This is a genomic window from Methylobacterium adhaesivum (assembly GCF_022179065.1).
Classification (GTDB): Bacteria; Pseudomonadota; Alphaproteobacteria; order Rhizobiales; family Beijerinckiaceae; genus Methylobacterium; species Methylobacterium adhaesivum.
In genome coordinates this window covers 173,211-187,237 of sequence record NZ_BPQD01000014.1, presented here as the reverse complement: position 1 = coordinate 187,237, position 14,027 = coordinate 173,211, and the positions used below count along the sequence as shown (strand labels likewise).

General features: G+C 68.9%; 13 protein-coding genes. 5 read left to right on the top strand and 8 right to left on the bottom strand.

Annotated elements, in window-relative coordinates:
* Position 1: 1 nt before the first annotated feature.
* From MFF01_RS12385 to MFF01_RS12370, 4 genes are all read right to left on the bottom strand, one after another.
* Positions 2–3,148 carry an efflux RND transporter permease subunit gene (locus MFF01_RS12385; protein WP_056378797.1) on the bottom strand — a complete coding sequence of 1,049 codons (3,147 nt, stop codon included), beginning with the start codon at positions 3,146–3,148 and terminating at the stop codon, positions 2–4.
* A gap of 12 nt (positions 3,149–3,160) precedes the next feature.
* A complete protein-coding gene (locus MFF01_RS12380; RefSeq protein ID WP_056378962.1) occupies positions 3,161–4,900 on the bottom strand; it encodes an efflux RND transporter periplasmic adaptor subunit in 1,740 nt (579 codons plus the stop codon).
* Between the two features lie 90 nt (positions 4,901–4,990).
* Positions 4,991–5,464 (bottom strand): hypothetical protein, encoded by a 474-nt coding sequence (locus MFF01_RS12375; protein WP_056378799.1) that lies wholly within the window; start codon positions 5,462–5,464, stop codon positions 4,991–4,993.
* 92 nt (positions 5,465–5,556) lie between these two features.
* A complete protein-coding gene (locus MFF01_RS12370; protein ID WP_056378801.1) occupies positions 5,557–5,766 on the bottom strand; it encodes a heavy-metal-associated domain-containing protein in 210 nt (69 codons plus the stop codon).
* Positions 5,767–6,136: 370 nt separating this feature from the next.
* Here MFF01_RS12370 and MFF01_RS12365 point away from each other — a divergent pair, with 370 nt between their 5' ends.
* The 5 genes from MFF01_RS12365 to MFF01_RS22060 all read left to right on the top strand — a co-directional run bounded on the left by MFF01_RS12365 (position 6,137) and on the right by MFF01_RS22060 (position 8,419).
* Positions 6,137–6,877, top strand: coding sequence for an NYN domain-containing protein (locus tag MFF01_RS12365; protein ID WP_238225731.1), 741 nt, complete (start codon positions 6,137–6,139; stop codon positions 6,875–6,877).
* 54 nt (positions 6,878–6,931) lie between these two features.
* A complete protein-coding gene (locus MFF01_RS12360) occupies positions 6,932–7,108 on the top strand; it encodes a hypothetical protein (protein WP_238225729.1) in 177 nt (58 codons plus the stop codon).
* A 297-nt stretch (positions 7,109–7,405) separates the two neighbouring features.
* Positions 7,406–7,669 carry a hypothetical protein gene (locus MFF01_RS12355; protein WP_056378805.1) on the top strand — a complete coding sequence of 88 codons (264 nt, stop codon included), beginning with the start codon at positions 7,406–7,408 and terminating at the stop codon, positions 7,667–7,669.
* A 212-nt stretch (positions 7,670–7,881) separates the two neighbouring features.
* A complete protein-coding gene (locus MFF01_RS12350; protein WP_162245224.1) occupies positions 7,882–8,103 on the top strand; it encodes a hypothetical protein in 222 nt (73 codons plus the stop codon).
* 67 nt (positions 8,104–8,170) lie between these two features.
* Positions 8,171–8,419, top strand: a complete 249-nt coding sequence (locus tag MFF01_RS22060) for a DUF1289 domain-containing protein (RefSeq protein ID WP_283207183.1) — start codon at positions 8,171–8,173, stop codon at positions 8,417–8,419.
* 37 nt (positions 8,420–8,456) lie between these two features.
* On the opposite strand, the gene MFF01_RS12345 is transcribed toward MFF01_RS22060, so the two are convergent.
* Genes MFF01_RS12345 through MFF01_RS12330 form a run of 4 tightly spaced genes read right to left on the bottom strand, consistent with a single transcriptional unit; the run spans position 8,457 to position 14,009 of the window.
* On the bottom strand, positions 8,457–8,933 hold the full coding sequence (locus MFF01_RS12345; protein ID WP_056378810.1) for a DUF411 domain-containing protein: 477 nt from the start codon (positions 8,931–8,933) through the stop codon (positions 8,457–8,459).
* Positions 8,934–8,950: 17 nt separating this feature from the next.
* Positions 8,951–12,118, bottom strand: coding sequence for an efflux RND transporter permease subunit (locus MFF01_RS12340; RefSeq protein ID WP_238225727.1), 3,168 nt, complete (start codon positions 12,116–12,118; stop codon positions 8,951–8,953).
* Entirely contained in the window at positions 12,115–13,617 is a 1,503-nt protein-coding gene (locus MFF01_RS12335) for an efflux RND transporter periplasmic adaptor subunit (RefSeq protein WP_238225725.1), read from the bottom strand. Before MFF01_RS12335 ends, MFF01_RS12340 begins: the two co-directional genes overlap by 4 nt.
* Entirely contained in the window at positions 13,614–14,009 is a 396-nt protein-coding gene (locus MFF01_RS12330) for a FixH family protein (RefSeq protein ID WP_238225723.1), read from the bottom strand. The genes MFF01_RS12335 and MFF01_RS12330 overlap by 4 nt, the downstream gene beginning before the upstream one ends.
* Positions 14,010–14,027 lie beyond the last annotated feature (18 nt).

Below are 14,027 nucleotides of genomic sequence, written 5' to 3'. Positions count from 1 at the left end.
CTCAGAACGCCTCGACCGGACGCGGCTTGGCGCCGTCCGGACGCGGTGCATCGGGTGTCTCGGCCTGCGTGGCGCGCAGGCGCTCCAGCGGGGCCTTGCCGAACCGCAGGAACAGGACGGGCGTCAGGACCGTGTCGAGCAGGGTCGCGCTGATCAGGCCGCCAAAGATGGTCACCGCGACCGGGTGCAGGATCTCCTTGCCCGGGTTCGCGGCGTCGTAGAGCAGCGGCACCAGGGCGACGCCGGCCGACAGGGCGGTCATCAGCACCGGCGTCAGGCGCTCCAGGCTGCCGCGCACCACGAGGTCGCGCCCGAACGGCATGCCCTCGTGCAGCGACAGGTTCAGGTAGTGGCTGATCTTCAGGATGCCGTTGCGGGCGCTGATGCCGGTCAGCGTGATGAACCCGATCATCGACGCCACCGAGAGCGGCTGGCCCACCAGCCACAGCGCGATCACGCTGCCGATGAGGGCGAGCGGCACGTTGCCCATGATGATCAGCGCCAGCACGGCCGAGCGGTAGCGGCTGTAGAGGATGGCGAAGACCAGGGCGAGGGACAGGGTCGACAGGGCCGCGATGGTCCGGCTCGCCTCCTCCTGCGCCTGGAAGGTCCCCTCCAGGCTGGCGAAGAAGCCCGGCGGGAACTTCGCGTCCGCCACCTGCTCGCGAATGGCCGCCACGATGGTGGCCATGTCGCTTTGCCCGTTGGTGTTGGCCTGGACGACGAGACGGCGCCGGCTGTTCTCGCGCAGGATCTGGTTGGGGCCGTCCGTCTCGCGGATGTCGGCGACCTGGCGCGCCGGCACCCAGCCGGACGGCGTCTCGATCAGGAGGTCCTTGAGCCCCTGGGTCGTGCGCTGGCGCTCGGGCAGGCGCAAGAGCACGTCGAAGCGCTTGTAGCCATCGGCCACCGTCGAAACGACGCGCCCGTTGGACAGCCGGCTGAGCTGCTCGACCACGGCCGAGGGCTGGACCCCGTAGAGGGCGGCCCGGGTGTAGTCGACCCGGATCTCCAGCTGCGGGATGCGGACCTGCTTCTCCACCTGCAGGTCGGCCAGGCCCGGGATTTTTGCCATGCGGTCGCGCAGGTCGTTGGCCACGCTGCGAAGCGCATCGAGGTCCTCGCCGAAGATCTTCAGGGCAAGCTCGGCCCGGACGCCGGACAGCATGTGGTCGAGGCGGTGCGAGATCGGCTGGCCGACGTTCACCGAGAGCGGCAGCCGGGACAGGCGCTGCCGGATGTCCGCCACGACCGCGTCCTTCGGCCGGCCGCCGCCCTTGAGCTCGACCTCGATCTCGGAGGAGTGGACGCCCTCGGCATGCTCGTCGAGCTCGGCCCGGCCGGTGCGGCGACCCACCGAGGCGACCTCCGGAATGTCCAGGAGCAGCTTCTCGGCGATGAGGCCGACGCGGTTGCTCTCGGAAAGCGAGATCCCCGGGTTGAAGGTCGTGTTGACGGTGAACGAGCCCTCGTTGAAGGGCGGGAGGAAGGCGCGCGGCAGGTTCCAGGCGGCGATGCCGGCGGCCACGACGGACAATGCCACCATGGCGACGAGCAGGCGCTGGTGCCTGAAGGCGACCCCGAGCAGTCGGGCGTTGCCCCGCTTGAGCCAGCGCAGCAGGGCGCTGTCGTGCTCGGCCAGGCTCTTGAGGCCCGGCAGCAGGTAGTAGGCCAGCACCGGCGTCAGCGTCACCGACACCAGCAGGCTCGCCAGGATTGAGATGATGTACGCCTGCCCCAGGGGGGCGAACAGCCGGCCCTCGATGCCCGACAGGGCGAACAGGGGCACGAACACGAGGACGATGATCATCGTCGCGTAGACGATGCCGGAGCGCACCTCCGAGGAGGCGGCAACCACCACCTCGAAGGTCGAGCGCGGCGAGCCGGCCGCCCGGTTCTCGCCGAGCCTTCGAAAGATGTTCTCGACGTCGACCACGGCGTCGTCGACGAGCTCGCCGATGGCGATGGCGAGCCCGCCCAGGGTCATGGTGTTAATCGACAGGCCGGCGAGGTGGAAAGCCACCGCGGTCGCCAGGATCGAGACCGGGATGGCGGTCAGCGAGATGGCCGTGGTGCGCACGTTCAGGAGGAACGCGAACAGCACGATGGCCACGACCACGATGGCCTCGACGAGCACGCGCTCGACGTTGGCGATGGATGTCTCGATGAAGTTCGCCTGACGGAACAGGATCTGGTCGGCCTTGATGCCGTTCGGCAGGGTTGCGGTGATCTCCTTCAGGGCGGACTCGATCTCGCGCGTCAGCTTGACCGTGTCGACGTCGGGCTGCTTCTCGACGGAGACGATGACGCCGGGCTTGCCCATGTAGCCGCCGTCGCCGCGCTTCACCCTCGGGGCGAAGGAGACTTCCGCCACCTGGCGCAGGTAGACAGGCGCGTCCGCGACGTTGGCGACGACGACGCTGCGCAGGTCGTCGAGGCTCATGGTCCGGCCGATGTTCCGGATGAGGTACTCGCGGGCGTACTGGTCGGTGAAGCCGCCGCCCGCATTGGTGCCGAACTGGGTCAAGGACGCCTCAAGCTGGGCGTTGGTGACGCCGAGCGCCCGCATGGCCGCCACGTTCGGGCTTACCCGGAACTGGCGCACCTCGCCGCCGATGGGAATGACCTGGGCGACGCCCGGGATGGTGAGCAGGCGAGGCCGCAGGATGAAGTCGGCGGCCTCGCGCACCTCCATCGGGGTGGCGTTGTCGCCCGTCACCGCCACCAGCAGGATCTGGCCCATGATGGACGAGATCGGCCCCATCTGGGGCGTGACGTTCGGCGGGAGCTGGTCGCGGACCAGGGTCAGGCGCTCGGCGATCTGCTGCCGATTCCGGTAGATGTCGGTGCCCCAGTCGAACTCGACATAGACGATGGAGAGCCCGACGCCGGAGACCGAGCGCACCCGGCTGACGCCGGGCAGGCCGTTCATCCGGGTCTCGATGGGGTAGGTGACGAGTTGCTCGACCTCGGGCGGCGCGAGCCCCTCGGCCTCGGTCATGATGGTGACCGTGGGCTTGTTGAGGTCGGGAAACACGTCCACCGGCAGCTTGGTGGCGGTGAAGGCGCCGTACAGGATCAGGACGGCGGCGACCGCGAGGACGAGCAGGCGGTTGCGCAGTGACTGCGTGACGAGGAAATTGAACATGGGCGTGCCTCCTCAGCGGACCTGATCGAGGAGCTCGGCGCCCTCGGTGACGACGCGCTTGCCCGCGCCCACCCCCTCGGCGACGAGCACGTTGGTCCCGTCGAGGGGCTCGACCCGGACCTGGCGGGCCTCGAAGCGCTCGGCGGCGACGTGCTCGTAGACGATGGCCTGCCCGTTGCCGGAGCGGACCACCGCCGCACGCGGCAGGGCGAGGCCGGACTGCTCGGCGTCCGTGCCGGCGAGCACCGTGAGGAACTGCCCGACCCGCAGGCCGGCGGTGTTGCCCTTGATCGCGAACTGGACCGGGATGGCCTGGTTGCGGTCGGCGAGGCCGGCGCCCTGGTAGACGAGGGATAGGGTGCGCCCGTCGGCGAAGCGGGCCGTGGCGTTCCCAGCCGGCGTGAGGGCGTCGAAGCTCAGGGCCTCGACCCAGAGACGGGTCGGGTCGACGATCTGGAACACCATGGCGCCGGCCGCCGCCATCTGGCCCGCCACCGCGGAGGCCTGCGCGATCACGCCGTCGACGGGCGCGACCAGGGCTTCCGGCTGCTGTCGTGCCTTGTCGAGGGCCGTGCGGCGGTCCTGCAGGCCCTTCAGCTCGGAGAGGGCGTCGTCGAGCTGCGTCTGGGCGACGGCGCCGGTGGTCGCGAGCTTGCGATAGCGCTCCACGCGGCGCTCGACGACGTCGATCTGCTGGTCGAGCTCGCCCTGGCGCTGGCGCATGTCCGAGACGTCGATGGCCTGGACCGGGGGCGTCACGTAGGCCAGCACGTCGCCCTTCCTCACCGTCGTCCCGAGGCGCGGGAACAGGCCTGAGGACGGCGGCGAGAGCCGGCCGCCGACCGAGGATTGCACGACGCCGCTGGCGTTCGGGTCCGGGATCACGCGTCCCGGCAGTTCGACCGTCCGGTGGAACGTCGCCTGCTCCGTCATGGTGGTGCGCAGGACCAGGAGGCGCTGGGTCGGCTTGGGCACGAACACGGAGCCGTCGGGCAGGCGCTGGGCAAGGTCGGACGACGGCTGCGCGGGGTCGAGCAGGGCCGCGCCTTGAACCGGGTCGCCCTTGGACGGGGTGCCGTGGTCCTCGTCGCCATGGGCGAAGGCCACGGTCCCGAGCGCCAGGGTCACGAAGACCGCCATGACGGCCACGGCGGGAAGGCTGCGCCGGCCCCGCATGAGCACGGTGAGCAGCATGCCGAGGAGGAAGGCGGCCGCCGCGGTCAGCATCAGGACGGGGTCCTTGGCCGCGAGGCGGGCCTTCAGGTCGGCGACGGCGGCGGACGCCTTGGCCATGGCGGTGCCGGCCGGCGCTGCGGCCGGGGCGGCGACGGGCGCCTGGGTCTGCGGGATGGACAGCGGGACGGTGAGGACGTCGACCGCCTCCCCGGCGGTGACGGTCACCAGGAGGTCGTGCGATCCCGCCTGCGCGAGCCAGGGCGCGGGAAGCACGTAGGCCGCCTCGGCGGTCTCGGTGGCGGTCCTCTGCCCCTCGGGCGTCTCCACCTCCAGGACTGCGCCGCGGACGGGTTCGTTGGTCCGGAAGCGGTCGAGGTAGAACGTGACCTTCCCGTCCCGTGGGATGGCGGTCAGCTCGAACGCGTCCGACGCGGCCTCGCCGCGCGGGGCGAGGGACTTCGAGACGGGCGGGGGCGGTGCGCCGTGGTCGTGCCCCTCATGGGCACGTGCGGGACCCGCCAGCGAAGCGACGGCCAGCCACGCCGCGCCAAGGGCGGCGGCAATACGAAAAGACATGGAAGAGGCATCCTCGCGTTCGAACACCGGACGCACATCCGCGGCTTGCGGACGGAATCCGACCGTTGCGCGCCCTTGGCGCGCCGTTCGTTACGCGAGAGTTCGTGGGGGCCTGGGCAGGGCCTCGGGGCCGAGGCCGGAGCGGCCGTCGACGTCGTGCGTGACCAGGACGACATGCCCGAAGGCGAGCGTCGGCATTGTCATCGGAGCCGAGACGATGCCAGGAACGCAGCAGGACATCGTCCCGCAGCATGCGCCCTTGCAGGGACCGGGGCAGCAACCCCGACCCGCGTCCTCGGACTGGAGGACGGCGACCCGGGCGGGAACCGCGGCCTTGAGCAGCACGGGCGTTGCATCGACGGCAGCCGCCGACCGACCGATGTCGCGCGGTGCGGGGGCCGCCAGCGGCGCGACGGACGCCTTGGGCGCCCGCGTCATGGCGGCATGGTCATGGCCACCGTGATGATGGCCTTCGTGAGCCTGGACGGCAGACGGCGCGACGTAGGCGATGATCATCACGATCATCGCCGCCATCAGGCGCACGAGTTGCCGGTCGGGTCTCATCGGGATTGCTTACACCGTTTCGATGGGCCGAGGAATACTCGCCCCGGGACACAAATGGCCGAGCGCCGATATTGTTTCCACTTACCCCTCGTTCAAGCCGCGGTACTCAGCGGCTCGGCGCCATAGCCCGCGGAACGGACCGCGTCGGCGAACCGCGTCGCATCCGAGGCCGACGCGATGGAGACGATGCCGCCGCCCAGGTCGATGTCGACGGTGGCATTCGGGTCGACGCCCAGGACCGCACGCGTGACGGACCTGGCGCAGCCGCCGCAGTTCATTCGAGTGACCTTGAGCCGGATCATGACGGTTCCCCTCTTTGGAGTGACGTCACGCCGATATGGGGCTTCCCATGGTGGGAAGGTCAAGGGGGACGATGTCAGGACCGAGGGGGCCGTAAGCGAGACTGCAGCGGGGGGGGCACCCCGGAGCTTCCCGCCGCATGGAGCGGGATGGCGACGGCACCGACTATCATGACCGTTCCAGCCTCGGAACCTGGTCCGCCTGAGCGGTCACCCGCCGGATAAAAACAGGTTCCATGCGAGGCGAAGGAACCATAGAAAGATATCGGGAACAAAGAAGCCCACAGGTTGGAACCTGTGGGCTTCACACGGGCCGGAGCCCATGGGTTGCTGGCGGCGCACCGTTCAGCGTTGACGGATCGGATATGAGTGCATGGGGTCGGATAGTCAAGCCGAAAAATCCAAGATCCGGGCCGCACTCTATATCGATGGTTTCAATTTATACCACTCCGTCAATGACTTAGGAGAACCGTTCCTGAAGTGGTGCAACTTCTGGAAGTTGGGGGAAACCATCCTGCCGCGCCAGACCGAGACGCTCGTCCGCGTCGTGTTCTGCACGGCCTACTACCCCGGGGACCACAGCAAGAAGGTCCGCCACGAACGCCTGGTCAAGGCCCTGAAACTGGTCGGCGTCGAGACCATCCTCGGACACTTCAGCCGTGAGGACGCCAGGTGCAGGGACTGCGGCTCCACCTGGCAGAAGCCGACCGAGAAGGCGACGGACATCAACCTGGCCTTGAGCGTCTACGACGATGCGGTCCACGACGTCATGGATACCGCCTACCTGCTGACCGCAGATACGGACCAGGCTGCGACCGCCCAGCTCTTCGCCAGGCGTTTCCCGGGAAAGAGGCTCGTCAGCGTGAGCCCTCCGGGCCGGACGCACTCACAGCACATCCTCTCGCACACGGCGCACAAGATCGCGCTCAACCGGGACCACATCGAGCGGGCGCTGTTTCCCGGGTTGGTCTCCGTCGAGGGGCAGGCCGCCGTCCTGCGCCCGCACGAGTACGACCCACCGCCCGGCTACGTCATGTGGGACGAGCGACCGAAGTCGCCCGCGAAGTCGAACGGGCAAGCGGCGCCGAGGCTTAACGTGTCGCCTGGGCGGTGAAGCGCCTATCGCTCCGGGGGCCGGCAGGGAGGCAAGGCCGGAATGGGGTGGAGGATGGACGAGGTCGTCGACGGACCTTGCGAACCCCGCGAGGATGACGGTCGGCGGCTCCGTCGCCCGGCGCGGATGCCTTGCTTCGGGATCGGACCCACCACCCTGCAGGTCGAGACGGTCGCCGCCTGCACCCTCAACCCCATGGGCGTCGTCCGAACCCTCGGACGCGGCACCTGACCCAACCCGTCTTCCGAGACGGTTACGGGCGGGACACGGCAGGGAAGACGGAGGGGTGCCTCGGGAAGCTCGGCATAGTTCGATGATCCCGACCGCCGTGACCTGACCCGTGTCCGGCCCGCCGTCAGGCAGGCAGGGGACAAGGCTTCCTTATCCATGCGGACCGGGAGAGGACCTAGCCTCGGAACGGTCCGGGAAGGTCCACCGTTCCTCGACGCTTCCGTACCCATCCCATGCGATCAACGAAGAGCGCGGATCGTCGGTACGGGCAACCAAAAACCAACGAGGAAGCCCCGCATGAGGAAGTCCCTGTTCGCCGTCGCCGCCCTGGCCGCGCTCGGCGCCATCGGCATCGCCGCCCCCGTCTCGGCCGCTCCCGGCACGGTCGGCGCCGTCGATGCCCAGACCAACATCGTCGACGTCCGCATGCATGACAGCCACGGCCACCGCGGCCATGGCATGCGCCATCACCACCATCGTGGGCACGGCATGCGCCATCACCACCATCACCGCGGCCACATGATGCGCCACGGTCACGGCCATCGCCACCACCGCATGTGATCGTCCAGGGGCCCTTCGGGGCCCCTTTTTGTTTCGGACTGCCCTCGGCCAAGGGTCGAGGACGGGATTAAGGGGATACCCTGGGCCGCTCCTTCCTCATTGAGGAGGAAAGCCCATGACGCGCACCTTTTCCTTGATCGCCCTGTCGGTTCTTGCGGTCCTCACCTTCGGCACGACCACTTCCGCCGCGCCCCTGGCACCTGGCGGGGCCCTTGCGATGCAGGATGGTCCCGGCCTCCTGCGGCAGGCCCAGTACCACCATCATCACCATCGCCGGCATCACCATCATCATGGTGGTGGCCACTACGGCCGTGGCCACCACCACGGCTGGGGCCACCATCACCATTTCCGTCCTCACCACCACCATGGCTGGGGGAACCAGCATCACCATCGGCGGCATCACCATCACTTCTAGGATGGCTCGCCGAGCTTGAAGGCGGCACCTCCTATTCCGAGCAGTGGTGGGAAGGCGGCTGGTCCTGGTCACGGACCGGAGAAAATGTGCTCGTCGGCGTTGTCGGCTCCCGCCACCTCGTTCGGTTCGACGGGGGTGGATGTTCGCGCAAGCATCGTAGGCACCGCGGCGCATTCGACAGCAGGACCGGGTGGTGCTTTGGATGCGGCCACACCATCCCCGAGATCCGCGCCTGGCGGAAGCTGACCGATTTCAGACGAACGGCGCTCGCCCGCGATCTACCCCGCTGCGTTTCGCAGGTCGGGGAAGCCACGCCCGTGGATCGGGAAAACTGAATCCGATGGCTATCGCGGCCCCTCGGCGTCTTGGATTTCAGGTCACTGCGCCTCCTCGGTAGCGTGCGAAGACGCTTCGCCCGGACGGCCCGAAAAGGACGACGTCGTAGGTGTCGGGCTCCATGCCCTCGACCTCCATGCCAGGCGAGCCGGCGGGCATCCCCGGGACGGCCAACCCGGTTCCTTCCGGCTTCTCCACCAGGAGCCGCTTGATCGCCCCGGCCGGGACATGCCCTTCCACGACGTAGCCGCCGACCTGGGCCGTGTGGCACGAGGCGAGGTCCCGCGGCACGCCGAGGCGGACCTTGAGCGGGTTCACCGGTCCTTCCGTGACCGTCACCGTGAAACCGTTCTCCCGGAGGTGGGCGACCCACTTCTCGCAGCAGCCGCAGGTCGGGTCCTTGGTCACGGCCACGGTCGGAAGGTCCTGTGCCAGGGCGTGGCGCCCGAAGGCCACCGACGCCGCCAGGCCCAGCACCAGGGCGCGTCGCGTTGGTCCCGTCGTCTCGTTCATCACTTGGTTTTCCCCTCTCATTCGGCGGCCGCGGGCATCGTAAGCTCTTCGACGGACTCTGGCCGCATGTCGGATTTCGGCAGTCCCCATCCCTTCACCAGCCCGTAGACCGCCGGGATCACGACGAGGGTCAGGACGGTCGATGACACCATGCCGCCGATCATCGGCACCGCGATGCGCTGCATGACCTCGGAGCCCGAGCCGGTGCTCCACAGGATGGGCAGCAGCCCGGCCATGATGGCGACCACCGTCATCATCTTGGGCCGCACCCGCTCGACCGCCCCGACCATGATCGCCCGCCTCAGGGCGTTTCGCGATAGGGGGCGACCTTCACGCACGCACTCCGCCCGGACCTCGGCCAGCGCATGGTCGAGGTAGACCAGCATGATCACCCCGGTCTCGGCGGCGACCCCGGCGAGCGCGATGAAGCCCACCGCCACGGCGACCGACAGGTTGAAGCCGAGCCACCACATCAGCCAGACGCCGCCGACCAGGGCGAAGGGCAGCGACAGCATTACGATGAGCGTCTCGGTGAGCCTCCGGAAGTTCAGGTAGAGCAGCAGGAACACGGTCAGGAGGGTCAGGGGCACCACGATCTTGAGCCGGGCCGTCGCGCGGTCGAGGTACTCGACCTGCCCGCTCCACTGGAGGGTGGTCCCCGGCGGCAGGCTCACCTCGCCGGCCACGGCCGCCCGCGCATCGGCCACGTAGCCGCCGAGGTCACGTCCCGAGACGTCGACGTAGATGAAGACCGCAAGTTGCCCGTTCTCGGTCCGGATCTGGGTCGGGCCCCGGGTCAGCGCGACCTTGGCGACCTCGCCCAAGGGCACCGTACCTCCGCCCGCGATGGGCACCTGCACCTCGGAGGCGATGGATTGCGGGCTCGACCGGAAGGCGCGCGGGTAACGCACGTTGACGGTGTAGCGCTCACGTCCCTCGACGGTGTTGGTGACGCTCTCGCCGCCGAGCGCCATCCCGATCACGTCCTGCACGTCGCCGACCGTCAGGCCGTACCGGCCCAGCATCTCGCGGTCGGGCGTGATGTCGAGGAAGTAGCCGCCCTGGACGCGCTCGGCGTAGGCGCTCGACGTGCCCGGGACCGCCTTCACCACGGCCTCGACCTGGCGGGCGACCTTCTCCATCTCGGTGAGGTCCGTCCCCAGCACCTTGATCCCGACCGGCGTACGGATGCCGGTCGAGAGCATGTCGATCCGGGCGCGGATCGGCTGGGTCCAGGCATTCGAGACCCCGGGGAACTGGAGCGCGGCGTCCATCTCGGCCTTCAGGCTCGCCGTCGTGACCCCGGGGCGCCACTCCGCCTTCGGCTTCAGGTTGACGATGGTCTCGAACATCTCGCTCGGCGCCGGGTCGGTCGCGGTGTTGGCCCGTCCGGCCTTGCCGTAGACCGAGGCCACCTCGGGGAAGGACTTGATGATGCGGTCCTGGGTGGCGAGCAGGTCACCGGCCTTGGTCACCGAGATGCCCGGCAGCGTGGTGGGCATGTACATCAGGGTGCCCTCGTCGAGATCGGGCATGAACTCAGAGCCGAGGCGGCTCGCCGGCCACGCCGTCGCCGCAAGGATGACGAGGGCCAGCAGGATGGTGAGCACCCGCGCCCGCAGGACGCCCGCGATGAGCGGCCGGTAAACCCAGATCAGGAGTCTGTTCAGCGGGTTGCGGTGCTCAGGGATGATCCGGCCATGGACGAACACGACCATCAGCGCCGGGACGAGGGTCAGGGACAGCACGGCGGCCGCGGCCATCGCGAACGTCTTGGTGAAGGCCAGCGGACCGAACAGGCGCCCTTCCTGGCTCTCCAGGGTAAAGATGGGCAGGAAGCTCACCGTGATGATGAGGAGCGAGAAGAACAGCGACGGCCCGACCTCGCTTGCCGCCTCGATCAGGATCTCGACCCTGGTTTTGTCCGGCGGCGCCCGTTCCAGGTGCTTGTGGGCGTTCTCGATCATCACGATGGCAGCGTCGATCATGGCACCCACCGCGATGGCGATGCCGCCCAGGCTCATGATGTTGGCACCGAGCCCAAAGGCCTTCATGCCCGCGAACGCCATGAGGATGCCGACCGGCAGCATCAGGATGGCCACCAGCGCGCTGCGCACGTGGAGCAGGAACACGACGCAGACGAGAGCGACGATGGCGCTCTCCTCGATCAGGGTCCCCTTGAGCGTCTCGATGGCCGCCTCGATCAGGTGCGAGCGGTCGTAGACCGGCAGGATCTCGGTGCCCTTAGGCAGGCTGGCGGCGACCTCGGCGAGGCGCGCCTTGGCGCTCGCGATGACGTCGAGGGCGTTGGCCCCGAAGCGCTGGAGGATGATCCCGCCGGCGACCTCGCCCTCCCCGTTCATCTCGGTGATGCCGCGGCGCTCGTCGGGACCGAGCTCGACCCGGGCCACGTCCTTCACCCGCAGGGGGGTGCCCGCCTCCGTTTTGAGGACGATGCTCTCGATGTCGGCGACGCTCTTGAGGTACCCGCGGCCACGGACGACGAACTCGAACTCGGAGAGCTCGACCGTTCGCCCGCCGACGTCGGCGTTGCTCGACCGGATCGCGTCCCGGAGCTTGGACAGGGTGATGCCCTGCGCCCGCAGCCGGTTCGGATCGACGACCACGTTGTACTGCTTCACGAAGCCGCCGACGCCCGCGACCTCCGCCACGCCCTCGGCGCGGGAGGCCCCGAAGCGCACGACCCAATCCTGGAGCGAGCGGAGCTCGGCCAGCGTCCGTTCCTTGGCCACCACGACGTACTGGTAGACCCAGCCCACCCCCGTCGCGTCCGGTCCCAGCGTCGGGGTGACGCCGGCCGGCAGGCGCTTGGCCACGGTGTTCAGGTATTCGAGCACCCGGCTGCGGGCCCAGTACGGGTCTGTGCCGTCCTCGAAGATCACGTAGACGAACGACACCCCGAAGAACGAGAAGCCGCGCACGACCTTGGAACGGGGCACCGTCAGCATGGCGGTAGTCAGCGGGTAGGTGACCTGGTCCTCGATGACCTGGGGCGCCTGCCCGGGGTACTCCGTGTAGACGATGGTCTGCACGTCCGAGAGGTCCGGGATCGCGTCGAGCGGCAGGGTTTTCAGGGCGTAGAGCCCGGCTCCCACCGCGAACACGGTCCCGATCAGGACCAGCACCAGATTCTTTGCCGACCAGGCGATGAGGCGGGCGATCATGGTGCCTTCCCCTCGGCGGCGACCTGCGGGCCCGGGTCGGGTTTGGGCTCCGAAAGCCCCTGCAGCGCCGCCTTCAGGTTGCTCTCGGCGTCGATCAGGAAGTTGGCCGAGGTCACCACGCGGTCGCCCGCGGCGATGCCGTCGCGGACCTCGACGTAGCCGTCGCCGCGGACGCCGAGCCTGACCGGTCGCGGTTCGAAGCGACCCTCGCCCTTGTCCAGCAGGACGACCTGTTTCGTGCCGGTGTCGATGACCGCGTCGTCGGGCACCGCGACCACCGGCCTGTCGCTGCCGGTGGCGATCGTCACGTCGGCAAACATCCCCGGGCGCAGGTCGCCGTTCGGGTTGGGCAGTTCGATGCGCAGACGGGCTGTCCGGGTCCCCATGGCGAGGTGCGGGTAGATTCGGGTCACCGCGCCGGTGAAGACGCGATCCGGGAACGTCCTGGCGCGCACGGTCGCCGTCTGGCCTTCTGCCACGGCCGCCAAGTCCCGTTCGGTCACGTCGGCGAGGACCCAGACCCTGGAATGGTCGACGAGCTTGAACAGCGTGTCGCCGGACTTGGCGCGCATGCCGTCGGAGACGTTGCGCTCGACCACGACGCCGTCGCGGGGCGCCGACCACGTGATCGTCGAGGGCACTTTTCGGGATCGCTCGATCTCGTCGATGACCTCGGGCGGGATGCCGAGGTTCTCCAGGCGTCGCCGGGCGCCCTCGTAGCCGATGCCGGTGAGGTATTGTGCGGCGGCGGCGTTCATCTCCGGCGAGAACAGGCGCAGCAGCGGCTGGCCCTTGCGGACGTGGTCGCCGGTGGTGACGGCCTCGACCTTCTCGATGAAGGCGTCGGTGCGCATCGCGATCACCGAGATCCGGCGCTCGTCCTCCTCGACGGCACCGGGCGTCCTCACCGGCATCGACAGGACGCGACGCTCGGCGACTGCCGTCCGGACCCCGGTGCGCTGGAGCTTGCCGGGCGAGATTTTCACGGTGCCGTCGTCGGTGTCCTCGCCCTCGTAGACGGGGAGGTAATCCATTCCCATCGAGTCCTTCTTCGGAATCGGCGAGGTGTCCGGAAGACCCATCGGGTTCCGGTAGAAGCGCACCTTGCGGGCGCTTGCAGGGGGCGTGGCCTGCGCCATGGCCATGTCGCCGTGCCCGGCGTCGGGCATCGCCTCCGCCTCGTCGGGCTCGTCGAAGCGCACGTCCTCGCTGGCGCGAACGGCACGGTAGTCGCGACCGTCCGCCGTCCGCTTAGGTTCGGAGGCGTAGTCCGGCTTCCCGTCCGGGTCCCGGTAATAGACCACGGGACCCGTCGCCTTGCTCGGGACCCGAGCAGGCACCGGGGACCTTGTTTCGGCACCCGGCAGCCAGTGGGCGAACCCGGTCCGCGCCTGCTGGACGAGCGCCGCCACGGGGCTGCGCTCATGCCCCGCGCCATACCCCAAAACCCCCGCCGCGAGGGCGGCGAGGGTCCCGGCTGCCCAAGCCGACCGGCTCACTTGGTGGCCTTGAACACCAGCTTGTTCTCGACGGTGCCGGTCTCGCCCTGCACCTTGGCCCCGAGCGAGAGGCGCCATCCGCCGGCCATCGTCAGCTTCGCCTTGAACCGGTAGAGGCCCGGCTCCGGCGAGGGCAGTTGCTCGATCTTGGAGGTCATCTCCTCCATGCTGTCGGGCGCCATGTCGATGCGCTTGGCGAAGATGACGGCGTTCGGCACGGGCTTGGACGTGCGCTTGTCGACGAGGCGGACGTCGAGGATGGCCTCGCCCTGCTTGGCCTCGTCCTTCACAAGTTGGAACTCGTAGTCCTTGGTGTCGGCCCGGGCCGCGGTGGTCAGGGCGAGGCCGAGCAGCGCAGCCGTCAGGGCGCGCGAAAACGATGTCTTGGACACGGTGGATGATCTCCTGAA